This window comes from Bacillus cereus group sp. TH152-1LC, assembly GCF_027710505.1.
Taxonomy (GTDB): Bacteria; Bacillota; Bacilli; order Bacillales; family Bacillaceae_G; genus Bacillus_A; species Bacillus_A mobilis.
On record NZ_JAQFNK010000024.1, the window covers coordinates 1 to 21,839 of the forward strand.

A 21,839-nucleotide genomic window follows, 5' to 3' on the forward strand; every position below is an offset into this window, starting at 1 on the left:
GTCTCGTAGCGATGGCGGAACAACAACTTGGTGTTGGGACTCATCGTTAACCTTAAATACACATAGATAAAAGGAGAGACGTAGCGTCTCTCCTTTTATTGTTTCAAAATACGGTGTATGTCCGACAGTTCCATATTTGTAAACTTCGCAATATCTTCTATATCCATGCCGTTTTTATGCATGCCTCGGATTAATTGCTCTCTTTCGGCTAATTTTCCTTTTTCCATGCCTTTTTCTATTCCCTCTTGAAGCCCTTCTTCTCGCCCTTTTTTCTCTGCATATTTATATTTAGAGGCTTCATCAATAAGCGTCTTTTGCCTTGCTTCATATAACATACGGAATCCAGGATCTTGACTCATCTTTTCCCATTTTTGCATCGCATCTTTTAAAATCGGGTCTCGGTTCATGGCGATCTCCTCCAGCGTATGCGTTAATTGTGTATCCTCATTGGCAGATAATAAGAGTAACCATCGTACAAAATCGTCTTCCCACGGATTGACTTGTTCTTCTTTCCATTGCGCCATTAATTTAGGGATCTCAATGATGTGCAACTCTAAATCGTCTATCAGTAGTTTTTGTAACTCAATATCCCACAGTTTCCCTGTTGTACGGAACGTTTCGTATTCTGGAAAGACTGGAAAGTTCAAAATATTGATGGTAATCGTCTTTCGCAATGCATCATACGAACCACCTTTTTGCATTTGAGAAGCGTATAAGCGACTCCAGTAATACAAACTACGCTTCAGAAAATCATGTTGGTCATTCAATTGTATTTCAATTGCAATTTGGGTTTCGTCATCTAAAGTTGCTAATACATCTAGAATGGATAACTTGTCTTTTTCGTATTCACGTTGCAAATGAGGGTCTTCTATTTTCAGCGTTTGAATGGGTGAAGAGAGCGAAGATGCTAACATCACGTTCAAAAATTGCATTAAAATCTGTTCATTTCCTCTTGTTCCAAATAATTGCTTAAAAGCAAAATCCACTCGTAAATTCACTAAAGGTTGATTCATAAAGTGATTTACCTTTCTTATTTTATATTCTATCTTTTTTGTTGGTCCCCTTTTTCGGGGGAATGGGCAAAGAAGGTATATATCTATTGTAGCTGAAAAAGGAGAGAAGAAGCAACCCTTGTTGTTTTTTTGAGGGTGTTTTTTATTTTTTTATTACGGTACGTGAAATTTTATAAACCCCTTGTATATGCACTTATTCTCACTGATTTATATCCCTTTCTACCTGAAATATTTAGTAACCCCTATTTTTAGCAGGTTAGTGTTACTATCACCACAAACATAAAAGTAATTATATTTCCTTTGAGATTCGAACCAATCTAAAAATTCTAAGGTTATAAATTGATTAAAACCTCTATGATGAAAAAAACGTTTCCCTGGAAAAGCACGTTGCACAATAATTCCTTTAAAACCACTTAAGAACGCTAGTTTCTGTACATCTTTTTCCACTTTTTTTCTTTCTTCTTTTCTACCAACACAATGTCTGCCTTTAAGCTCCTTATAGGTCGAATATGTATCAAATATTGAATCATCTATAGTAAAAGAAATCTTAATTGTTAATTCTAACAAGGATTTTAATATGTTCAAACCTGCAATCCAAGATTCACTATCGTAAAGTAAAGTTTGAGAAGGCTGTATCCACCTCTTGATATAATTACCTAATGTTATTAAATGGTTATAAATTTCTTTTGGAAGAAATATACGGTGATTATAAAAACATGTTTCATAATTTCCTAATATTGTTTTCAACTGTTCTAACTTAGGTATTATTTGTTTTTTATATTGAGATTCTGGTCTAAACAGGCTCCATGTTAGAAATATATCTTCATCAGAAGCATTTTTTCTCCGTTCCTTTTCTTGCTCTTGTAAAAGTAAATGCTCTTTAATTAAATCATTTTCTGGATTCCCAATACATTCTAATATTTCTATAGCTTGCATTAAATATTGCTTCATTATCTCGCGAATTTCTTGTTCATATGACTGTAATTGCATCTCCATTACTAATGACTTTATTTTATTTTCAATATCATGTAATTGTTTAGCATGATATGTTTTACATTGGTGCAACTGTAAAAGCTTATTTAAATTTTGCTGGTCCATTATTCCTCTCCCTTCTTTAGTCACATACATTCAAGCACATATATCTAAGTATGTGTGCTTAAGTCTATTTTAGGGTACATAACTTAAGTACATATATCTGGATTATGAAAAAACATTGTCGTTTCAGCATTTCTTAGCGATTTCCCTCCACAAAAAACAAAAGATTTTACGCCTCCCCAAACCGCAACTTAATACCCTTTTACAACAGGAATTTTTATATAAAAACAGCTCCACAAAATAACAAAAAAGTCTTGCTTTAGAAACAAGACTTTTCCCTTTTTATTTTTTCTCTATTGCATACCGACTATCCTCTGAAACACATAAACTTGCCGCATTCACTTTTATTCTACACTTCCCTAATCGCCGCTTTACTTCTGATTGTAATTTTTCATTTGCTTCCTCTAAAGAACTTGCTGGAATAATCGTAGATTGTGAGTCTGTTACCTTGCCACTATACATCACTGAAAAGTTCAATTCATATTGATGTATCAAGTTTTCTCCACTCCTTTTTTTCTTGGATTTCCTCACAGATCATTCTTACTTGTCGCTTTTTCCTGTAGCTTTTGAAGAGTACGTATTTGCGGTACATACCAGCTTTTTCTTAATCGCATGATTGTAATTCCTACAATTAAAATCAAAAAGGCTTCCAGGAAAATATCTTGTGTTTTCCATAACGTGCACAAATACAGAAGACTTCCCGAACAAAAATAATACATGGCCAATAATAGATGTATATTTGCGATTATCATTTGTTTCTTTCCAATTGCGGCTATTCCTGCTAAAACAACTGTACAAACTCCTATACTTAACAAAATATATGCAATAACCTTTAAAAAAAGCATCCGCACACCCCTTTTTTCTCTAAAATCTCATTTGAACCACTTAAAAGACTGAATAGAGATTGTCAATACATTTGATACCAAATGTATTGACAATCTCTTTAAAATCAATTACAAGCGAATTTGAAGCGTCATTTTTTCTGGAAGGGAAACTTTTTATGTTGAAAATCATATATACTTTGTTTTCCGACACATCCCATTGAAAAGCCTGTAAAAAAAGTTGCACCAATAATTTTCAATCCCCATTGCCACGTGTTTTCTTGTAAAAAATGATGCGATACATAAAGGCATACCCCTGTACAAATAATGATCCAAATTCCATATTCATCATATTTTCTTTGTTCTAATTTTTGTTCATGGAACGGATACACCTGGATAAACAAAAAGGCTATCAGCAAAACTGACAGCCCAATTCCAAATACAATCATTCTTTATCGCCCCATTTCCCCTTAATTACTCCCCGTTATAGCGCTTCTGTAACAATTGCTGTACACGTGCCGCGTACATTTTAAAATAGGGAATGTTTTGTGCGGCAACCTTTCCAAAGTCCATTTGCATTAATGTTTCTTCTAACAGTTTGAACTCAAATTCTAAAAATGTATCATGCTGTTTCTGAATCGAATGCGGGATATTATGCAAGGCATCCGCAATTTCTCGTACATATGTCACACTGTATTCATCTTGATTTGAATAAGAAAATACATTTCGAATCAATACAAACGTTTCTTGCAATACTTCATACCCTATATGATGCAATACATTTTGATTCACCAACTCCCCTCATTCCTTTCTCTATGGTCCTTCAATTCCTGTATTGATTTGAAACTCGTAATTTTCTACAAACCATTTGTCACCTTCTAATACTAAATTTAATTTCATTGTGTGTTTTTCTTGTTTTTCTGTTCCATCAACCGTTACAAGATAATCATATTTAACCGTTACATCCGCTTTATTATCAGCGTTTTTGATGTAGTACATATCTGTTATCTTCGCTTTCGTTTGAATATGCATAGAGCCATCATCTTGTATATGGTTATGTCCATCATCTGGCGCGTTTAATAATTTGTTTCGTGCTTCTCCTGTTATCATTTCTTTGATTTTCTCAAATCCTGGCTTTTCTTTTTGTTTGTTATCATTCTGTATTAACAACTCTACAAATTGTTTTGCTACTTCTTGCCCTTTATCTTGGGTATTTTCTGTTAAAACTGTCACGCGCTTTTCCAATGCTCGATTCTCTGTTTTTAGCTCTTTTACTTGTTCCGTCCATTTCTTTTCTGTTTGCTCGACTTTATGCTGTAAGGTGCGATTTTGATTCCATAACCATACACTGATACCCACTAGTACAACTATGATTAAACCAACGATTCCCTGTTTCATCCCTAATCCTCCCTTTCTTTCCGCTTATTTCGGCAAATAAGGTGCTGGGTCGACTTGACCAAACGTCAAAGATATTTTGATCTCAAAGTGAAGATGTGGCCCTGTTACTTGCCCTGTTCTTCCGCAAACGCCTACCTGTTGACCGACTCCAATGTTTTGACCTTCCTGTACAGTAATGGACGACATATGACCGTATAAACTCCAATATCCATTCCCATGATTGATTACAACTACGTTTCCATATCCGCCAAACCCTGAACCGGACGCGCCAAATTTCGCCCACTCTACAACGCCACCTTTCGACGCGGCAATTGGTGTGACACCGTCTTGGCAAGAATAATCAATACCTTTATGAATAGTGCCCCAGCGTGGCCCATATGGGCTTGTAATCGTTGTTTGAGCGATAGGACGAATAAACCCTTGTGAGCTTGCTGATCCAGTATCTACAACGCCGCCTGGCTTTCCCGCTTCACAATTAAAAGTAAGGCCGCCCATTTGCGCCACAAACTTTGTTACTAATACAGGCCATAAACCATTTGTACCATGCGGATCATTTGCGGCTCCTGGCGGTGCATATTTTGCTCCAATTGCTTCTATGGTTGTTATCCCCATACCGATATAGTTTTTATATAAGTTTCGCGCCATAGCGTTGATTCCTTCATCTAAAGTGGCAAACTTCATAAACCCTTTCATTTGCGAACTGCTAGGGTCCATGAGGCCCCCAGGGTTGTTATAGTTCTTTACTGCATTAGAAGTACCATTACCCGTTTCCAATCTTGCAATGGCCGCTAGTAAAACGGGATCGATTTGGTTTTGTGTTCCTGCATTTAAAAAGGCTTGTGCTTTCCCTGTAAAAACGCCGCCCAGGTGGGGTTGTAGTTCTTCTGGTGCCACTGTTTTTCCACCTGGACGACAAACCGTCATTCCATTACTTGGGATGGTTGCTGGTGCTTCCTCTTCTTTTTTGCCAATGCCTTGCCCCAAAACAATAAATAAAAGAAATCCAATACAGACGAACAATCCTATCGTGAAAGTAGAACCCCCAAAAAGAAATGTCAGTAACCAGGATTTCTTTTTCTTCTTCTTTTTTTGTTCTTGTGCAATCTCTTCTTGTACTGTTTTATCTACAACTTCTTTTATTTCTGGTCTCATATCATCCCTCCCCCCTTACAACATGTATCAAGATTGATTGGAATACTTTCGAACAATCAGCCCATATGTAAGGGCCAAAAGAATAGGTATAACCGCTAAAATATGAAATAGTAACGTTAAAAGAGTAGATTGCTGGTTTTGTATAAAGTCTAATAATCCAAAATGACCGATTCCTACAAACCAGATAAAAAAGGCTAGTTTGGCCCTGTCATCAATAGGACAACGTAACTCATTATGGATAATTTGGAGAGTTAAAAGAATGAGCGTATACCAGATAAGTAACCCTAAACCAATCCATCCTAATAAATCTGTCGGCCATTCTCTCTGTATGAAAAGAATGATTATGTTCATCCACCCTAAACACCCAATACAAAGAAAAATACTGATACTCACCATTTTCATACACTTTAACCCCCAGTGTTTCATATCTATATCGCTCCTTTTTTCGTAAAAAAATAGTAAAGTCCTAAAAGTCTAGGACTCTACTCATCTTTTTTTGGTGGCTCCAAATCATCTAAGTTATCTAAGTTTTGCGGATCAGTAGAAGGCATCCAATTTTCACTTCCAGCGGCTACAGCTCCATATTGTATATCTGGTGTATCGATTGTTTCCGCTTCTCCTTGAATCGGTTCGTTTCTGCTTACTTCTTTCTCATTTACTCGTGTTAAATCAGTAGGGGAAATGGATTCCGTTGGGATAAATGAGTCAGAAGAATTTGTTTCTTGTACAGTTGACTCGACATCTATATTAGGTTTTTTTGCAACAATTTCCCCCGCTTCAGTCACTTTTGCAGGTATAGCATCTGGAATATCTGCACTTGTTGTTTCTGGTGTATGAGGGACAATGACACCTTCTTCATTTACATCTGCACGAATTGTGTCTGGTATTAAAGGTTCATTTGCCTCTGTTTCAATTGGTGTTGAGATTTCTTGTTGTGGAATATGTGTTGAAGTTTCCTGTTCTGTTTGGATTTCTTCTCTTGAAATATCCATCGGAATTTCTTCTGTTGGAATGCCTTGTTGTGGGATATCGGATGGGATTTCTTCAAATGTTTCATGATCTGGTGACACTTCCTCTAATGGAAGTTCTTGTGTTGGTACTTCTGTTTGAACCTCTTCATATGCCTCCATATCGCTTGAAACCTCTTCTAGTGGTATTTCTTGTTCTGGCACCTCTGTTTGGATTTCTTCATATGCTTCCATATCAGTTGAAACCTCTTCTAATGGCACCTCTTGTTCTGGTACTTCGGGCTGTACCTCTTCATATACTTCTATATCAGTCGGAATATCTTCTAATGGTACCTCTTGTTCTGGTATTTCTGGTTGAATTTCTTCATATCCCTCTATATTAGTTGGCATTTCTTCTCCTGTTGGAATTTCCTCGTCTTGTAAAGATACTAGCTCTGGTTGAACCTCCATTTCTGATTCTTCTACTTCTGTTCCTTCTTGTTGCCCTTCTACTTCTTGTTCTAATGCTTCCTTATCTAAGCTGATAAGGTCTTGTTGCATTGGTGCTTCTTCTTCACCTGGTGTCGGTTGTTCTTTTCCTTCCTCTTCTTGCTGTGGTAAATTCCCTTCTTTATCACGATCTTGTAAAGAAATAAGTTTTCCTTTCTTTTGATTCTCTTCTTTTTCTTGTTCCGCTTGATTATTTGGTAAATCGTTCGGTATATTCGCTTGCACTAACGGGTTGGCTTTAGTCTTTTCATCGTCTGTTCCTGCATTTTCTAACTGGCCGCCTGCCGCCGCTAATTCAGCCGCATTGTTAAAATGCATCCCCATTTTGTCTCCAATATAAGACATGGTATTTCCAGCGTACTCTTTCCCCTTATCTACAAAGTTTTCTGTCATAAGGGATATATTTGTGACCGTTTCATACACGCCACGTGCTCGACTAAATGCCGCAACAATATTTCCTCTAAACAGGTAGCAAAGAACGAAAACAAGAATTTGGAAAATCATTGTAGACACATATCCTGCAACGCCCGCTTCTGGTAACACATATAGTAATTCTGCTATCGTAAAAATGATGACCAGCATAACAGACATAAATATTTTTAATGCCAATGGGCGAATCCATTGTGAAGCCCAACTTTCAATGACTCTTCGATGTCCTGGCAATAGAGCCACTGCCATGACGATTGGTGAGATAATACTCATGACAAGGAACCATAATTGGAATGCTACAATTAGTAAACAAAACGCGATTACTGGAACACCTGCGAATGTATTCACCACATAATACATGACTGTAAATACAAGGCGCTCTCCTACAGAAGAAATAACCATCATTTGGTTTCCGTCTTTAACTTCCTTTTTTATCTTTTCATCTCTATCTTTTCCAATAGGCGTTGCCAATAGTTCATCTACTCGTTTAGCACCTAATTTTTCTTTCGAATCCTCTCCATACTGTAGAAACAAATACGGTCGTTCAACTAACAAATCCCAAATCTGCTTTTTCACTGAAAAAATCGCATCTGCTTTGGAACGTCCTGGATCACCTGCAACCGTTCCCGTTGCTTTCGCTAATACTGTTACACTAATTTCAGAACTAATCGTATTTGCACTCTTTAAAATCGTACTTGCGTTTCCAATGTACGTAACAATAAAGGCAATAACGAGCACCGTTTTCACTAACTCACTTAAACCTTTGGAGGGTTGGCGCTTAATAAAGAAGATATAGCCCGCATAACAAGCCGATAACACACATGCAATACCGATAATTGCTGGGAATAGTCCAGAAGATAAAAAGCCGCCTTTTCCAATACCAGCAATATTTTGCATGGCCGCGCCTAATTTATCCGCAACCGTATCTACAATGTCCAGGTTCAACGCTTGATCGACTAAGAAAATGGTTAATTGACCAAGAATCACATTTAACTGAAAGGCCATATTCGCAAACCATTGACAGGTTGTATACAGCATCCGTTGTAAATCTTTCCCTACACTATCATCACCAAATAAGTACCCGCCAACTTTTTGAAACACATTTTTTTCGTCTTCTTTTGGCTGGTACGTATCAATTTCATAATACTTATATTTGTATATTCCATCTGTGTACCCACTAAATAAATTTTCGGAAATTCGCGCCCCTTTTTGTTCCTGTTTTTCTTCCGTTTTTTGATCTTCCGCTAGGGCCATATGAGGCCCTAACGGTAGTAAGAAGAACACTAGAATCATACAAATAGAGAAAAGTTTTTTCATTCCTTTTGCCCCCATTTATGGACATGTACAGGTTTTACACTTCCAACTATGTCCTTGATATTATGTTGCCAATTCCAAGTCCAGCTATAATTTTTTCCATTTCCCATCTTTTTTATCTTTCACCATTTTTAACTCCATATTTACTGTCCCATCCTTTACAGGATCATAGAATTTTACTGCATAATAGAGTTCGTTTTTTCCTTCCTCTAAATCATATCTATATAAGTCGTATCTATTTCCCATACCCTTACTAGCTCCTGGATGACGTACACTTCTATCCTCATCCTTTAATGGTTCATAAACTAACGTTGCTAACTTTCCATAGTCCACTTCAATTTCAGCTTTAACGTAATCCATAACCGCTTTATCTGCTTCTTTCATATCCCTTTCTTTCTGACTCTCTTGTTGATTTGCATTACTTTTCGTTTCATTTGAGCAACCCGCAATCCCCGTTACCATCAATATTCCTGCTACACATAATCCCGATAACATACGTAATTTTTTCATTGTTCCATCCTCCATATACAGATAATTTAGAATACTCTTATCTGTATTGTAATACGAATTACGCCAATTGTTGTGCGCGTTCTTCGTCTGTTTTCGTAGAGGAATCAAATGCAGTCTTTAATTCTTGGAAAACAGGATCAATTTCTACAACAGCTGTTCGACCGAAAATATCCTGGAATAAGGCTTCGCCGCGTCGTAATTGGCGTAACATCAAGATATTTTCTTCTGTGACCGGTAAGTTATAGTAACGCAACATTTCTTCCGCTTCCTTATCGTATTTCAGTGCAAAACAGAACTTCATACCCACATTTGCAACCTCTTTGTTTTCTGATTGATAATCGGATGCATTTTGTGTTCCTAAATACAAGCCGGTATTGTGATAACGTCCTTCTCGAATGATTTTGTCAGAAGACGCCGCACCCTCTTTATTTTTCAAAATACTTGATGCTTCATCTTGTAGGTACACTTTGAAAATACTACGATCGGAATGCATTAAGGATTTACCAAATGCCGCTAATGCAATTAAGATACTACGAGATAATTTGTCTGTAACACTTTCATTCTTTTCCTCTGATTTCGGAATGCGTAAATGTTGAATTTGTAATACTTGTAATGGACGTTCTAGGCTTAATACACGGTAATCTTGACCTTGTTTACCAAACAATAAATCTCCTAACTGGATGCCTTCTAAGGTTGCTAAACGATTTGTAAGGGCATTTAATCGTTCTAGTTCAGTTGGTAATAAGTTAGGTTCTTTCTTCATTTCCTCTAGTTCTTTACGAACCAACGTTAAACACGCATCTTTCTTTTTCGCTACTCGTTCAATGGCTTTATATAAATAGTCATATCTGATATCCTCTAAGCCTACATCCGATAGGAACGTCAAAATTTCAAGTGCTAAACTCTTTGCATCTTCTATTGTTGCGCTTATTCGGAATGGGTCTAAACAGCCCGCATCCTTTTTATCCTTCCCAAGCGTCCATACTTGCAAGGTATCCTCATTGAACCCTGGCAATAATTCTGGCCACCTTGTGCGGTCCCCTTTAGGATCGATTATAAATGCCCTTCCCCCACTCATCACAATCCAGAAAGCGAGTAAATTCATTAAGAAGGATTTTCCTTTCCCTGTTTGCCCCGCAAACATAACTGATAAACTCTCAAACGCTGTTACAATGTTATCTAATGCTTTCGCCGCCAAGTCTGGACGAACAAAAACAGGACGATTTAATTTCTTTGTTTTTCCAATGTAAAACCCTTGATTATCACCAATTTGCGTTGTGGCCCCGAACATGCCCATTGCAAGTACGCCTGGTTCCACAAACAATTTGAAATCCGTATTATAACGTTTAGAACCTGGCAAGAACTCGTAGAAGTACGATAGCTGTTCTCCATATGGATTGACCAATTCAATTTTCATTTTGCGATATTCTGTAATGAGCGTATTAACACGTGATTTTAATGTTTTCGCATCTTCGGCATAGACGCAAAACAGTACACTTAGTTCATATCCAGGTGCCCCCGTTGTTTCAAATCGATCTTTTACAATTTTGACGCCCCTTGCTTTACGATCAATTGTTAAATCTGTTGTGCGACCGCCTACCATTGCTTGTTGACGTTGATCGTTTAATTCCAATTCACTATTCGAAAGTTTTTGTGTAACCATCTGGTTTTCTAAATGATACGCTCGAATACTCATTTCAACAGGAAACTTTAACGAATGTGATTGAATGCGATAAATCCACTCTCCACCAGGAAAAGCCGATATTTCAGGCATATCTTTCACCGCAAGAAAAGCAACATGAGAGGTTTCGACTTCTCCTTCTTCATTTTGTCTTTCGAGTATAAGAGAACGTCCTGGGCTTTCATCAATCACCGTATCTGTTAAATGGACCATTTCTTGTAAATCTGGACGGCGTACTTTTACCGCCTTTCCTTCTTCATTTTGCAAAGTAACCGTAGAACCTACTTTCCAGTTTTGATCACGATTCAATTCTTTCATGCCACGTCTAAAGTTATGATGGAATAAAAAGCGCGTTGTAGACGGTTTCGCACGTCTTGTATTAGGAAATGCCCCTCTAACCTGGCTAAATAACACGTCTTCTACTTCTAAATAATTTTCGATTTCCTCTTCTAAAATATCTGTCATATTCATACCCGATATGTTTTGGGCTGTCTCTGCAAAACCTTCTCTTATCTTCTTCATAAACTTCCATGTTTCTACGACAGGGTTACGAATTTGTCTTTCTTTCTGTTCCATATTCAGTTGTACTAAAACGAAAAAGCGATATTCCATGTTCTCTTTCGCAATGGCCGCATTTCGTAAGTATTCTTTTACCTTTTTAAAAAGAAAGCTTCCTGTTGGGGCCATTGGCCCTTTTAAAGTGGAAATATGTTCATCCAGAATTTCATCTGAATTTGTTGTACGAGGAATCACAAGTAAGTGGACATCATATTCTTGATGGGTAAAAAGAGCGAGTTGATTGCGATAATATACTTTTTTGGTACTTTCGTCTTGATGATCGTATTCGAATCCGTCTACTTCATATACTGCGGATACTTTTCCGTCCGTACTAAACGCTAAATTCTTTTCAACGTGCTTTAATGGTGGTCTGTTCATCGTTTTCAACATATTCAACTTCCTCCTTTTGGGGTAAAAATGTTAAGTCATAAGCATGTAGGTCGTTCTCTTCTTCACTGCATGAATGTACAATTGATAAATCTTTGACGTCATGTTGTACACATACATGACCATAAAACACATGTTTTTTAAGTTTGGGTAAATTCACTAATCTACTGCTTTGATGCTTCCGTAAACGAAATGTGATCCAGGATCGAACAAAAGAGAAAAGTGATTTTCCATCTGTTTTATATTTATCTGCGCCCCATACGAGGAAAAGAGGAATTACACCGTAATACATGAGCCAAACTTGATCGATCATATCCCCAAATATCCACTTGAAGGGAGGAAGGAAGCGGAAGGCTACAAGCCCCGCTTCTACCGCCGCAAAATAACCAAGTGCCCTCCATGTGACCGCACGCGGAAGACGGTATCCCATGATTTCGTACTGTCTTCGCATATAGTTCATATAGCTTCCGAAACAATAGACAATGATAGAATTTGAGCCTTTTTCCTTCATCTAACTTCCTTCCTTTCCATTCATTACTTAAACTCCAAACAATCCGCCTAACCACGTTCCAATTGTTTTTAATGCATCTGGTTTGTTAATGAAGAATACAACAATCCCGCCGCCAACAATTAACGTGATCGCTTTTCCCCATGCACGCTTTGCCGCCACGATTAAGATAACAATGATAAACGCACAATATAACGCGTATGTTCCTTGTGTCTTCATCATTTCGAAAAATCCTTCCAACCCGATTCCTAACACAAAATGATTTATATTGAACATATACATGCCCCTCTCCTATTTTGTTTGTAAGTCTGTTACGATCCATTGCTTTCCATCTTGTTTGACAAACAATGTATAACCTGTTTTCATTTTTGTTTCAGAATGTGGATCAATCATAGATACCTCTGTTTGTACCTCATATGTGCCTTTTGTTTTTCCTGGATAAATCTTAGTGGAAAGTACATTTTCAAATTTCATGGCTCCTTCTAACCCTTTAATATCTGTATTGGCCAAAACATAAGCGAGTTCTTTTTGTGTTGCGGTTGTATAGGATTTAAAAAAGGTTGGCAAAAATTCTCGAATGTCTTCTTTTACAGTCATTTCATGAATTTCTTCTCGATCTTTTCCTTCTTTTTCTTCTGGTACTTCTGCTTTTTCATTGACCTTGACGATTTGAGGGAATCCACTAATCACAAAAGCCTTTCCATCTGACTGAACAGGAACCGACACTTGTTGGATCACCTCCTTATCCTCTGGCCCGCTATTATCTGCTTTCATGCGGCTTAATTTGTATTTCACTTTAAAAATTACGTTTGCTTCTTTATCCGTAACCTCATCTACTTTTAATACAGTTGCGTATAGAAAATTGGAATCCCATTGCATACTTACAAAATCTAAACCAACTTGTGGATCAAATGTTTTCGGTATATAAGGCTGTAAGCGCTCTGAACGATTCTTTTTGCCTTCATCTCCTCTTTGCCAAGTAAAGTATTCTTTTGCGAATCCGCGTGCAAATTCAATCGCTTCTGGACGCGAGGCAAGGTTTTGTTTTTGTGTGACTTCTTTTGGAATGGTGCTGGCCTTTGCTTGTGTATCTCCCTTACCTTTTACTACGGTTGTAATGGATACAATCAGCATCCAACAAAACAGGAGCCAAAAGGCCCATTTCCCAATTAAGCGGCCTTTATAAGAAGGAATTCTTGTGGCCTTCCTTGCCTTCCCTTGTTTACTTTCAAATGTTTTTGCAAACCATTGTTTCACCTTTTGAAACATATTCATCCCCCTTTCAATTTCGGTACTGGCGTAAAGATCGTTCGTAGCAATCACAAGCGAATGAAGCCATGCCAACCGCGGTTGATTCATCTTTTATTTCATTTCTTGCATAATTGATAAAATTGTTAAGTTTCGTTTGACTGCCTGTGATATAGGGAAATCTAGCATGAACTACATACCGTTTGTCTTCATCCCTCCCCACTTCAAAGGACGCTCCATCTGTAGCCCGAAACGCCCTTACAAACTCTAAACCTTCCAATTCGTCCATCACGCACTCTTCCTTTCTCTTAAAGCTGTAAGAAACTTGCGTGCCCTTTCTTTGAACATCCACCCTTTGTCTATCCTTGCTTGCTCGAACATGTCATAACAGCTGATTTCACGCTCAATTTCTAATATGGATTTTTCTTTTGTAAGCTCTACTCCATCACACTTCCATTCCAATTCATCTGTATCTAATCCAATTTCTATTTCGATAATTCTTCCGTTTTCCATCAGATAAAACTTCTGCATATATACATCTGTTTGAGATAAACAAATCTCATGTACTTCCTCACAACCTATTCCCTCATAAATTTCCACTAGAAATTGAGATTCAGCTTCTCCCAAGCTTCCTCTTTCATAGGTGCTTTTATGTGTAAACATCATTTATCTCTCCTTTCATCTTTCGAACTCTTTATCTTCCAAAAGATATCGGTCCCCCTAACTTAGATGCCATCTCTGCCATTTCTTTTGGAAAAACTACTATACAGAGAAGAAACATCCATACTAGAAAACATAAAATTAGCATTCTCCAATTTTTTTGATACATTAAAAGCGCAATAGCTGTAATCATGAAAATACTGATAACAATACCTTCCAGGATGGGATTCCCCATTGTAGGTAAAAAACCAATAAAAGGCATCTTCTATCCTCCTTTATGATCCACCATCTTCCATATCCCCACTACGACCAGGAAGAAAAGCAAGACACCTTCCCATCCTTGCGTATAGTAAATTTCCACCACTTTACTTTTTACCGCTTCCCAGGCTTCTCTTGATCCTGGTACTCTTTCAAATAACCAATCAGAAAAGACAACTAACAGAAAAATACTGGCGCTTATCGATAAAATAAATCTAAACACATTCTTAGAACCTCACTTTCTCTGTCGGATTTTGAATATTCCGATAAATATTCCCGAATGGGTCTTGTAATATATCTTGGAACAGTGTGATATACACTGGAATTTCTGGACTACTTACCCCTTTTAAGTAGCGAATCAATTCTTTTTCCCTACTTTCACTACCTGCGACAAATACCAGGCGCCATATCGGTATTTCATATCCCATACCAGCATGTATCCGATAATCTGCCTTTTTTCCTTCTTGCGTCATGAAGTCGTTATAACGGATAATCTTTTTTTCTAATACTTCTTTTGATCCATAAGATCGTTCCATTTCCATGAATACACCAATGTTTTTATCGATTGCTTCTTTTAATCCAATTACCGCAACACCATCTGGGCGTATAACGCGATTTTTTCCTTTTGCATATTGAAACGTTGCCCGCGGTTCATTGATCCATTCCTTTAGTTCCAACTTTCCTTCACGCTTAGATATTAATGTCATGGCACATTCAATTTTCGCTAACATTAAACTGTGATACACAAAAGATGCTGAACGTTTAGACCAACTATTTTTCCAATGTACTTCCCCTCGAAACCCACGAACCATCTCGACTCCTTCTGGTATTAACGTATAAATTCGTTGTGGTTTCGCAAATTTTCGTTTCTGGTTTCGTGGTGAGGTAACGGGTAAATACTCGTAACGGATATAGCCCGCTTGCTCTAGCTTATATAACCGATTTGTTACAGATTTTTTTGTATAATCTACATACACCTTTTGATGAATGTACTCAATATCCAAGTAGATGTGTGTATGCAAACTCATGAGTAGTTGTTCATCTGAAATTTGAAATAAAATGTTTCCCATGCCTCTTACTCCTTTTCCCACATATCGAAAATGCTCACTTCTTCTTGTGGTGTATCCTCTTTTATTTCTACATTTTCTGTTTCGATTGTTATAACTGGCTCTTTTACTGACTTATCTTCTTTCTTTACTTCTATTGTTGTCGTAGCTTGTTTTCGGAATGGAATAATTTGCGCTTGATGTGTGGGTTCGACTGGCTTTGTTTCGGAAAAAGGTTCTTTCACTTCTTCCTGGGAAGGTACTTTTTCTTCTAATTCATCTAGCCCCGATGTCACAACAGGTTCTTCTTTTGTTAAATTGACTTTTTCGGCTTGTTGATACTTGCCTTTTCCATATAGAAACTCATCAATTTCCTTGTCGATTTCTAATCCTGCTTTCCCATTTTGTTGCTCTAAAGAATGAATCTTTGCTTTGGTCCATTCATTTGATGCGTGAATTTCTTTTTCATTTTTATAATTCGCCGCTTTCCCATTTGGTAGGTATCGGTCTAATGGTGGAACACGTATGGTACACCACACATTTTTTGCCTCACCTCTGATATAATCTTGTGTTTGTATGGCTACAACTAAGTTAGGAAGGTTTTGCAAATACTCTGTACGGAATTGTTTTTGCATAATGCCCTCTAACGTTTTTGCGGAATTATGACCTTGCCTACATACAAAGTAATTTCCGCCCGCCTCTGTTAACATGTCTGTTAACTCTCTGTCTAACTGTCCTGAAACTTGCTGTGTAATAACCCATAATCCAAATCCATGCTTCCGATCCTTCGCAATAATTTTAGGAAGAACGGGTACTGGCACGTCATGGGCTTCATCTATCACGCCTAAATGTAGTTTTGAACCATGCGGTCGCTGTTGGGCGATACGGTGATATTGATTACAAATGTAACCGACTGTCAGTAATGTATCTTCTTTTCCCATGCCCGCTAAATCATAAAAGATAAGGTGGCCATCATCCATCCACTTCCGAATTTCTAAGGAAAAGCCTGTTTGCCCGTACATACGCTTTAAATACAACGTATTACGGAAGATATCTAATCGGTTTAAAATCGCCTGTGTGCTGTCTTCTAATGCGCTTCCTACTTCATATTTCCAAAAGTGAGAGTAATATTTTTGTTCTGGCCCTTGTAAATTGGCAATTACTTTTGTTCGAAACAGTTCATCACTAATGAAGAGTGGGATACTTAAAATGGTATGAATTTGACTCTTATCACAAAGTAACGTCCCAATAATCGCCCTTAGTAATCGTTCTGTTTGTTGTGCTTGCCCTTGAATCATTAACTTAATCATTTCCATAATGGATTCAACCACTGTCTGGATATCTTCATTTGGAAAACGATGAAACAAATTCAAAGCTGGCGGATGATCTGTGTTTCGAAAACGGATAAAATGAACCTTACTCCAATCAACCTTTTTTCCATCCTTTTCCGCTTTCAATAGTCGATTCATTGCTACATATGCCAAATCTTCTGTTGGATCAAATAGCGACAATCCACCCGCTTCATTCGGATTTTCTAGCCATTTATCAATGACACTTTGCATCAACCTCATGGCAATGGTACTTTTACCAGACCCAACTTTCCCCGTAATGTAGCCATGATTCTTGAAAAAGTCTTCTCGAATTTTTACTAATCGATCCTTGATATAGGGATGCATCACATGGCCAATTGAAATGCCTTCGGCCAATAAATCATTTGGTATCATGTTTTCTCCTTTATCTAGATACAAAATGTTTCGCTCTGTCTTGCTGTTTTTATCACCCGTTACATTCGGAAGATGGAACAAGTTTAATAGCTCTGATCCCGTCCAAATCATTTTTCCGTATACGGGATGTGGTACAGCTGGCATACTGCGTCTAAACCTTCTGTATCTAAGCTCATTCACATCGGCCATAATACTTGCCACCATATGTCCTAAGTTCTTAATAACAGGTACACCAGGATAGTGGTCACTTGCAAATGAAATAGATACTTGAAACGCCACTTCATTTTTTGCAAACCGTTTATTTAATGCGCGAATTTCTTCTTTTTCAAAGGCATCTAGCCCATGTTTTTTCTTCTTTCGAATGGCCTTTTCTGCTTTTCGAATCCCTTTTGTCAGCTGATACCCGTTATCTGGTGTAAAAGCAATATCAATCCATGTCTTTTCTTCCATTGCGCTTCCTAACATCGGTAATACATCACGTGTATAGCGTGCTAGTGATAATGTGGCATCTAGCCGCTTTCTCTTTAATACCATCCGTCCTCCTACCGCTTTTCTTGTTGGAAATGGCATTTCTTCCTTTGGGACGGTATAAATTTCACTGTGGGTATATGCGCTTTGTATGGCTTGCACAACCTGTTTGATCTTATCCTCTGGACCACCTACATAAAAGCGAACACGCTCATTTTCTCCCTCTGGACGATACATCGTCATGCGGTACCAATCACGACCTTTTAACAGACGTTCTAAAGGCTTTCGACCCGAACCATGTACATGCCGAATCATTTGCCCTAGCTTATCTGGTGTAACTTCATCATCTATGTGAGGAATGAATAATGCATATCGATACCGCTTCTTTTCTAGGTATAAATAGATGCCATGTAAGACAATCCGTATGACAATTCCTAGCAAGATCAATAAGGCAATCCCACGAAACACACCGACTACAGTTGGCACCAGCTTCATCAATTCTGTGAGGATTTTTTCTTTAGAAAACCAGACAAATGCAACAGCTCCTATACCTAAAAGCATTTTCCAGTTCTTTTCTATGAAGTTTTCAATTTCTTTATCTAACTTGCTGTGCGCCACTTCTTCACTTCCTTTCTATCCTTGAAATGGCCTTATGCAAGGGCTAATTGCTTTTCACGATGCTTTTGTGTTCGTTCTTCTGCGGCTAGTTGAATCAAAATTTGAGGTTGCATGATCCCGTTTTGAGGTTGATTAATTTGATCTAAGAGTGTTTTATAATTGAAGAGTTCTTGCTTTACTTGTTCGATATCTAATTCACCATGTACCGTTACTTGTTCTTTCCAGAACGTTTCCCAGCATTCTTGACGATTTTGATACGCTTGTTTTCCCATCTTGCTTCCTCCTTTTAAGTGGGGAGGATATTCAGTGAAAGAATGTCCTCCCATGAATATTATGATTTACGCGCTTTTTTGTAAGGGTCTAGTGTGACTAAGAGAGAAGAGAAAATCATACTCTTTCCCATTCTTCCCGCCCATTCTTCTGTACGCTTATTTGTTGAAGATGTATGTGTTGTATGTGGAACTCGACCGATATAAAACCCGCGTTTACTTCGCATATGCTTGATTGGTTTCATAAGAAATCCCCCTGTATTGTTTTATCTTTCTATATTGCTAAATAGAAATATTCTGTACATCTAAGAGGTTTCATTCATTATGAAGCTACTAAATCTAATTCTTCTAAATCTGTAGAAAGGATCGTAATTTCTTGTTGGTGCTCTTTGAATAGAACATGTTGGATATTTTTCCGCAACTGAAACCCATCTTCCACCAATGCAAGTAAATATGATTTCGTATATTTCCTATTATTGATTTGATAATGTACATCAAATATGCACATGATCCCGCCCTCCCTTATCAGTTGAGAGTGTTTTACAGTTCTTGATTCTTACGTTTTCTAAATGCGTAAACAGCTAGGATGCTTCCAAGAACGACAAATGTAACACCAATCCATTTCCAATATGGATTTTCAGCTTTGCCGCCTGTTGTTGGTAAATGGCTTTCTACTTTCTTAGGTTGTTCTTTCATCGGTTGTGGTTGTTTTACAATGTGTTGTGGTTTCTCTGGTGTTGGTACAGGTTTTTCAATGACCTGTGGTGTTTGCGGCTTCTCTGGTTGTGGTTTTGGTTGTTCTGGCTGTGGTTGTTCCGGTTGCTCTGGTTGTGGCGTTTCTGGTGTTGGTGGAACTTCTTTTTTCTGATTTGCTACAACATGTTTGATAATCTCACCATCTGTTTTAATTTCAAAGGAGAATGTTTCTTCATTGATTACATATCCCTCTGGTGCGAATGTCTCTTTATATGTGTATTTACCAGCTGGTAATTTTGCAAACTTTGCAATGCCTTCTTCGTTTGTTTTTCCTTTTACGACTTCCTGGCCTTGCTCGTTATAGATTGTAAACTCTGCACCTGGTAACTTGTTGTTTCCATCGGCTACGTCTACTTTTGTAATTTCTAAGCTACCTTCAATCTTTTTGTTTTTTACGGTGTGTTTAATAATTTCACCATCTGTTTTAATTTCAAAAGAGAATGTTTCTTCATGTGACACATAACCTTGTGGTGCAAGTGTTTCTTTGTATGTGTACTTTCCTGCTGGTAGTTTATCGAACTTCGCAACGCCTTGTTCGTTCGTTTTCCCTCTCACGACTTCCTGGCCTTGCTCGTTATAGATCGTAAACTCTGCACCTGGTAACTTGTTGTTTCCATCGGCTACGTCTACTTTTGTAATTTCAATTGAACCTTTAATCTTTGTATTCTTTGCAACTAGCTCAATTGTTTTCCCGTTTTCAGTGATGCTAAACGGAATCGGCTCTTTTACCAGTACATAGCCCGCTGGTGATGTCTTTTCAATGAATTGGTACTTTCCGAATGGGATATTATCAATTTTGATTAACCCGTTTTTGTCTGTCTTATGCTCACTGATCTTCTTACCTTTTTCATCAGCTAGGATAAAAACAGCACCTTCTAATTTCGTTTTTCCGTCTTCATCTACTTTTAAGAGCTGTACATTTCCTTTTACTTGATCGTTTTTCACTTCAAACGTAAGTGTTTGATTATGCTCTTTTACTTCAAATGGATACTTTGTTTGATTTAATAAGTAACCTTCTAATCCTTTCGTTTCCTGGAAGTAATACTTTCCAAACGGAAGAGAATTTACTTTCGCAATTCCTTCTTGATCTGTTGTTACTTTTGTGACTGCCTTTCCTTCTGGCGTAAATACTGTAAATTCAACGCCTGGGAGAATCTTGCCTGTGTCACTGATCTTTTTAATTTCAATATTTCCTTTGATTTGTACATTTTTCATTTCTACAACAGCAACTTCACCTGTTTTTACTTCAAAAGGCTTTGGTGTAGCGTCTAACACATATCCAACAGGTGCTTTCACTTCTTTTACAGTGTATGTGCCAAGTTCTAAGTTACCCATTTCAGCGATACCGTTTTTATCAGCTGTAATCGTTCCCATAACTTGTTGATTGCTGTTTGTGATTTCAAATACTGCGCCTGGTAGCGGCTTTTTGTTTTCATCCACTTTCATCACTTTTAAGGCGCCATTTGCTTTCCAGAATACTTGTAAGTCTGTGCTTACCTGTTCTGTACTGCGCTCTAATAGTACAGTTGCATCTTGAATCGTACTTGTTCCTTTATATACGACTGCATGAACATTTGTTAGATTTGAAACGACTTTTAGAGATAGTTCACTACTCTTAGAGGATTTTGGTACTTGAATACGGAACTTTTCTCCTAGTTGGAACGTTTCTTTTGCTTCACCTTGTTCTGTGACAATACGTGTGCCTTGTGGTGCATTGTTCATTTCTACGTGGAATGTACCTTTTTTTGCATTTGTTTGAACGTTGTATGTTGTTGTTTCAAAATATTCACCGTTTAATTGTGCTTCTTGTTTATCCGTTGGAATGACATTCATCCAGACATCTTGTGTATCCTGGCTTTGATTTGCCGCATGAATAATGTTCTTTGCCGCTTTTTCAACAGCCGCATTCTTGAACTGTAATTCATCAACGGAAATTTGGCCAAGTGCATTCCAAAGAGCTAATTGCGTTGCATAATGGGCCTCTTTCCAATTGGCAACACCTAAATTTTCTGGTGTTTTCTGTGGGTACCCATTCATTAAGACGCGATAGGATACATCATCTGTTTTGCCCGCTTCGGGTAAATCCTCTCCATTTGGGGATTTTAAACCGTATACTAGGCAATACGCAATTTGACCACTTGCGTTCTTTAGAAGCTCTGTACGAACATCTTTCCCATACTGCGGACTATAGGCCCAATCCATCTGATACCTTTCTCGATTGATTACCTCCGCACTGGCTTGATTCAGTGGAATCAAGAAGCTCATAACGAATAAAAGTACACTCGTAAAGAGTAGTAGTGTTTGATGCGATCGTTTCAAAACCATTTTTTACAGCTCCTTTAGGATTATTCAGTTTTCAAAGGACAGAATATTTAGAATTTTAATTTTCTAAATATAGAACAATATACTTTAGTCATAATTATTTCGTCTTTTAGCCGAATTTCATTTACAATACACTTAGATAGATGT

24 protein-coding genes and 1 pseudogene are annotated in these 21,839 nt (G+C 37.7%); all 25 read right to left on the minus strand.

The window, feature by feature from the left end; all coding sequences use genetic code 11:
- Positions 1–95: 95 nt before the first annotated feature.
- The 25 genes and pseudogenes from PDL00_RS29360 to PDL00_RS29480 all read right to left on the minus strand — a co-directional run bounded on the left by PDL00_RS29360 (position 96) and on the right by PDL00_RS29480 (position 21,695).
- The gene (locus tag PDL00_RS29360) at positions 96–1,013 is read right to left on the minus strand and encodes an Rpn family recombination-promoting nuclease/putative transposase (protein WP_270733094.1); all 918 of its coding nucleotides are present in this window, start codon (positions 1,011–1,013) and stop codon (positions 96–98) included.
- A 219-nt stretch (positions 1,014–1,232) separates the two neighbouring features.
- Complete coding sequence (locus PDL00_RS29365; RefSeq protein ID WP_270733097.1) at positions 1,233–2,111, minus strand: hypothetical protein; 879 nt, start codon at positions 2,109–2,111, stop codon at positions 1,233–1,235.
- A gap of 279 nt (positions 2,112–2,390) precedes the next feature.
- Positions 2,391–2,603 carry a hypothetical protein gene (locus PDL00_RS29370; RefSeq protein ID WP_086876857.1) on the minus strand — a complete coding sequence of 71 codons (213 nt, stop codon included), beginning with the start codon at positions 2,601–2,603 and terminating at the stop codon, positions 2,391–2,393.
- A gap of 32 nt (positions 2,604–2,635) precedes the next feature.
- A complete protein-coding gene (locus PDL00_RS29375) occupies positions 2,636–2,953 on the minus strand; it encodes a hypothetical protein (protein ID WP_270733101.1) in 318 nt (105 codons plus the stop codon).
- Between the two features lie 128 nt (positions 2,954–3,081).
- Positions 3,082–3,378: a hypothetical protein gene (locus PDL00_RS29380; RefSeq protein ID WP_042868099.1), complete on the minus strand. Its 297-nt coding sequence runs from the start codon at positions 3,376–3,378 to the stop codon at positions 3,082–3,084.
- Between the two features lie 25 nt (positions 3,379–3,403).
- Positions 3,404–3,724 carry a hypothetical protein gene (locus PDL00_RS29385; RefSeq protein ID WP_270733108.1) on the minus strand — a complete coding sequence of 107 codons (321 nt, stop codon included), beginning with the start codon at positions 3,722–3,724 and terminating at the stop codon, positions 3,404–3,406.
- Between the two features lie 18 nt (positions 3,725–3,742).
- Positions 3,743–4,327 (minus strand): hypothetical protein, encoded by a 585-nt coding sequence (locus PDL00_RS29390; protein WP_270733112.1) that lies wholly within the window; start codon positions 4,325–4,327, stop codon positions 3,743–3,745.
- A 24-nt stretch (positions 4,328–4,351) separates the two neighbouring features.
- A complete protein-coding gene (locus PDL00_RS29395) occupies positions 4,352–5,479 on the minus strand; it encodes a peptidoglycan DD-metalloendopeptidase family protein (protein WP_270733115.1) in 1,128 nt (375 codons plus the stop codon).
- A gap of 27 nt (positions 5,480–5,506) precedes the next feature.
- Positions 5,507–5,905 carry a hypothetical protein gene (locus tag PDL00_RS29400; RefSeq protein WP_333563545.1) on the minus strand — a complete coding sequence of 133 codons (399 nt, stop codon included), beginning with the start codon at positions 5,903–5,905 and terminating at the stop codon, positions 5,507–5,509.
- 56 nt (positions 5,906–5,961) lie between these two features.
- Complete coding sequence (locus PDL00_RS29405) at positions 5,962–8,682, minus strand: CD3337/EF1877 family mobilome membrane protein (RefSeq protein WP_270733119.1); 2,721 nt, start codon at positions 8,680–8,682, stop codon at positions 5,962–5,964.
- Positions 8,679–9,189: pseudogene (locus PDL00_RS29410) on the minus strand (hypothetical protein). The gene PDL00_RS29405 and the pseudogene PDL00_RS29410 overlap by 4 nt, the downstream one beginning before the upstream one ends.
- A 58-nt stretch (positions 9,190–9,247) precedes the next feature.
- Complete coding sequence (locus PDL00_RS29415; protein ID WP_270733120.1) at positions 9,248–11,818, minus strand: ATP-binding protein; 2,571 nt, start codon at positions 11,816–11,818, stop codon at positions 9,248–9,250.
- Positions 11,778–12,326 carry a TcpE family conjugal transfer membrane protein gene (locus PDL00_RS29420; RefSeq protein ID WP_270733122.1) on the minus strand — a complete coding sequence of 183 codons (549 nt, stop codon included), beginning with the start codon at positions 12,324–12,326 and terminating at the stop codon, positions 11,778–11,780. Before PDL00_RS29420 ends, PDL00_RS29415 begins: the two co-directional genes overlap by 41 nt.
- 27 nt (positions 12,327–12,353) lie before the next feature.
- Positions 12,354–12,605: a TcpD family membrane protein gene (locus PDL00_RS29425; protein ID WP_000281809.1), complete on the minus strand. Its 252-nt coding sequence runs from the start codon at positions 12,603–12,605 to the stop codon at positions 12,354–12,356.
- A gap of 9 nt (positions 12,606–12,614) precedes the next feature.
- Positions 12,615–13,592 (minus strand): conjugal transfer protein, encoded by a 978-nt coding sequence (locus PDL00_RS29430; RefSeq protein ID WP_270733124.1) that lies wholly within the window; start codon positions 13,590–13,592, stop codon positions 12,615–12,617.
- A gap of 13 nt (positions 13,593–13,605) precedes the next feature.
- Entirely contained in the window at positions 13,606–13,860 is a 255-nt protein-coding gene (locus tag PDL00_RS29435; RefSeq protein WP_000343844.1) for a hypothetical protein, read from the minus strand.
- Positions 13,860–14,234: a hypothetical protein gene (locus tag PDL00_RS29440; protein ID WP_270733125.1), complete on the minus strand. Its 375-nt coding sequence runs from the start codon at positions 14,232–14,234 to the stop codon at positions 13,860–13,862. Before PDL00_RS29440 ends, PDL00_RS29435 begins: the two co-directional genes overlap by 1 nt.
- Positions 14,235–14,265: 31 nt before the next feature.
- Complete coding sequence (locus PDL00_RS29445) at positions 14,266–14,493, minus strand: hypothetical protein (RefSeq protein ID WP_270733126.1); 228 nt, start codon at positions 14,491–14,493, stop codon at positions 14,266–14,268.
- Positions 14,494–14,496: 3 nt separating this feature from the next.
- Entirely contained in the window at positions 14,497–14,712 is a 216-nt protein-coding gene (locus PDL00_RS29450) for a hypothetical protein (RefSeq protein WP_000488222.1), read from the minus strand.
- A gap of 4 nt (positions 14,713–14,716) precedes the next feature.
- The gene (locus PDL00_RS29455) at positions 14,717–15,559 is read right to left on the minus strand and encodes a replication-relaxation family protein (RefSeq protein WP_270733128.1); all 843 of its coding nucleotides are present in this window, start codon (positions 15,557–15,559) and stop codon (positions 14,717–14,719) included.
- A gap of 5 nt (positions 15,560–15,564) precedes the next feature.
- On the minus strand, positions 15,565–18,345 hold the full coding sequence (locus PDL00_RS29460) for an ATP-binding protein (RefSeq protein ID WP_270733130.1): 2,781 nt from the start codon (positions 18,343–18,345) through the stop codon (positions 15,565–15,567).
- A gap of 32 nt (positions 18,346–18,377) precedes the next feature.
- Positions 18,378–18,617 carry a hypothetical protein gene (locus PDL00_RS29465; RefSeq protein ID WP_270733132.1) on the minus strand — a complete coding sequence of 80 codons (240 nt, stop codon included), beginning with the start codon at positions 18,615–18,617 and terminating at the stop codon, positions 18,378–18,380.
- Positions 18,618–18,676: 59 nt separating this feature from the next.
- Positions 18,677–18,859, minus strand: coding sequence for a hypothetical protein (locus PDL00_RS29470; RefSeq protein ID WP_127814265.1), 183 nt, complete (start codon positions 18,857–18,859; stop codon positions 18,677–18,679).
- A gap of 77 nt (positions 18,860–18,936) precedes the next feature.
- Positions 18,937–19,122 (minus strand): hypothetical protein, encoded by a 186-nt coding sequence (locus PDL00_RS29475; protein ID WP_270733135.1) that lies wholly within the window; start codon positions 19,120–19,122, stop codon positions 18,937–18,939.
- A 32-nt stretch (positions 19,123–19,154) separates the two neighbouring features.
- Complete coding sequence (locus tag PDL00_RS29480; protein ID WP_270733137.1) at positions 19,155–21,695, minus strand: SpaA isopeptide-forming pilin-related protein; 2,541 nt, start codon at positions 21,693–21,695, stop codon at positions 19,155–19,157.
- Positions 21,696–21,839: the final 144 nt, after the last annotated feature.

Coding starts and splice junctions, on each gene's coding strand:
- PDL00_RS29360 (WP_270733094.1), bottom strand. CDS start 1,013: ATGAATCAACCTTTAGTGAATTTACGAGTGGATTTTGCTTTTAAGCAA.
- PDL00_RS29365 (WP_270733097.1), bottom strand. CDS start 2,111: ATGGACCAGCAAAATTTAAATAAGCTTTTACAGTTGCACCAATGTAAA.
- PDL00_RS29375 (WP_270733101.1), bottom strand. CDS start 2,953: ATGCTTTTTTTAAAGGTTATTGCATATATTTTGTTAAGTATAGGAGTT.
- PDL00_RS29380 (WP_042868099.1), bottom strand. CDS start 3,378: ATGATTGTATTTGGAATTGGGCTGTCAGTTTTGCTGATAGCCTTTTTG.
- PDL00_RS29390 (WP_270733112.1), bottom strand. CDS start 4,327: ATGAAACAGGGAATCGTTGGTTTAATCATAGTTGTACTAGTGGGTATC.
- PDL00_RS29395 (WP_270733115.1), bottom strand. CDS start 5,479: ATGAGACCAGAAATAAAAGAAGTTGTAGATAAAACAGTACAAGAAGAG.
- PDL00_RS29400 (WP_333563545.1), bottom strand. CDS start 5,905: ATGAAACACTGGGGGTTAAAGTGTATGAAAATGGTGAGTATCAGTATT.
- PDL00_RS29405 (WP_270733119.1), bottom strand. CDS start 8,682: ATGAAAAAACTTTTCTCTATTTGTATGATTCTAGTGTTCTTCTTACTA.
- PDL00_RS29415 (WP_270733120.1), bottom strand. CDS start 11,818: ATGTTGAAAACGATGAACAGACCACCATTAAAGCACGTTGAAAAGAAT.
- PDL00_RS29420 (WP_270733122.1), bottom strand. CDS start 12,326: ATGAAGGAAAAAGGCTCAAATTCTATCATTGTCTATTGTTTCGGAAGC.
- PDL00_RS29425 (WP_000281809.1), bottom strand. CDS start 12,605: ATGTATATGTTCAATATAAATCATTTTGTGTTAGGAATCGGGTTGGAA.
- PDL00_RS29430 (WP_270733124.1), bottom strand. CDS start 13,592: ATGTTTCAAAAGGTGAAACAATGGTTTGCAAAAACATTTGAAAGTAAA.
- PDL00_RS29435 (WP_000343844.1), bottom strand. CDS start 13,860: ATGGACGAATTGGAAGGTTTAGAGTTTGTAAGGGCGTTTCGGGCTACA.
- PDL00_RS29440 (WP_270733125.1), bottom strand. CDS start 14,234: ATGTTTACACATAAAAGCACCTATGAAAGAGGAAGCTTGGGAGAAGCT.
- PDL00_RS29445 (WP_270733126.1), bottom strand. CDS start 14,493: ATGCCTTTTATTGGTTTTTTACCTACAATGGGGAATCCCATCCTGGAA.
- PDL00_RS29455 (WP_270733128.1), bottom strand. CDS start 15,559: ATGGGAAACATTTTATTTCAAATTTCAGATGAACAACTACTCATGAGT.
- PDL00_RS29465 (WP_270733132.1), bottom strand. CDS start 18,617: ATGGGAAAACAAGCGTATCAAAATCGTCAAGAATGCTGGGAAACGTTC.
- PDL00_RS29470 (WP_127814265.1), bottom strand. CDS start 18,859: ATGAAACCAATCAAGCATATGCGAAGTAAACGCGGGTTTTATATCGGT.
- PDL00_RS29475 (WP_270733135.1), bottom strand. CDS start 19,122: ATGTGCATATTTGATGTACATTATCAAATCAATAATAGGAAATATACG.
- PDL00_RS29480 (WP_270733137.1), bottom strand. CDS start 21,695: ATGGTTTTGAAACGATCGCATCAAACACTACTACTCTTTACGAGTGTA.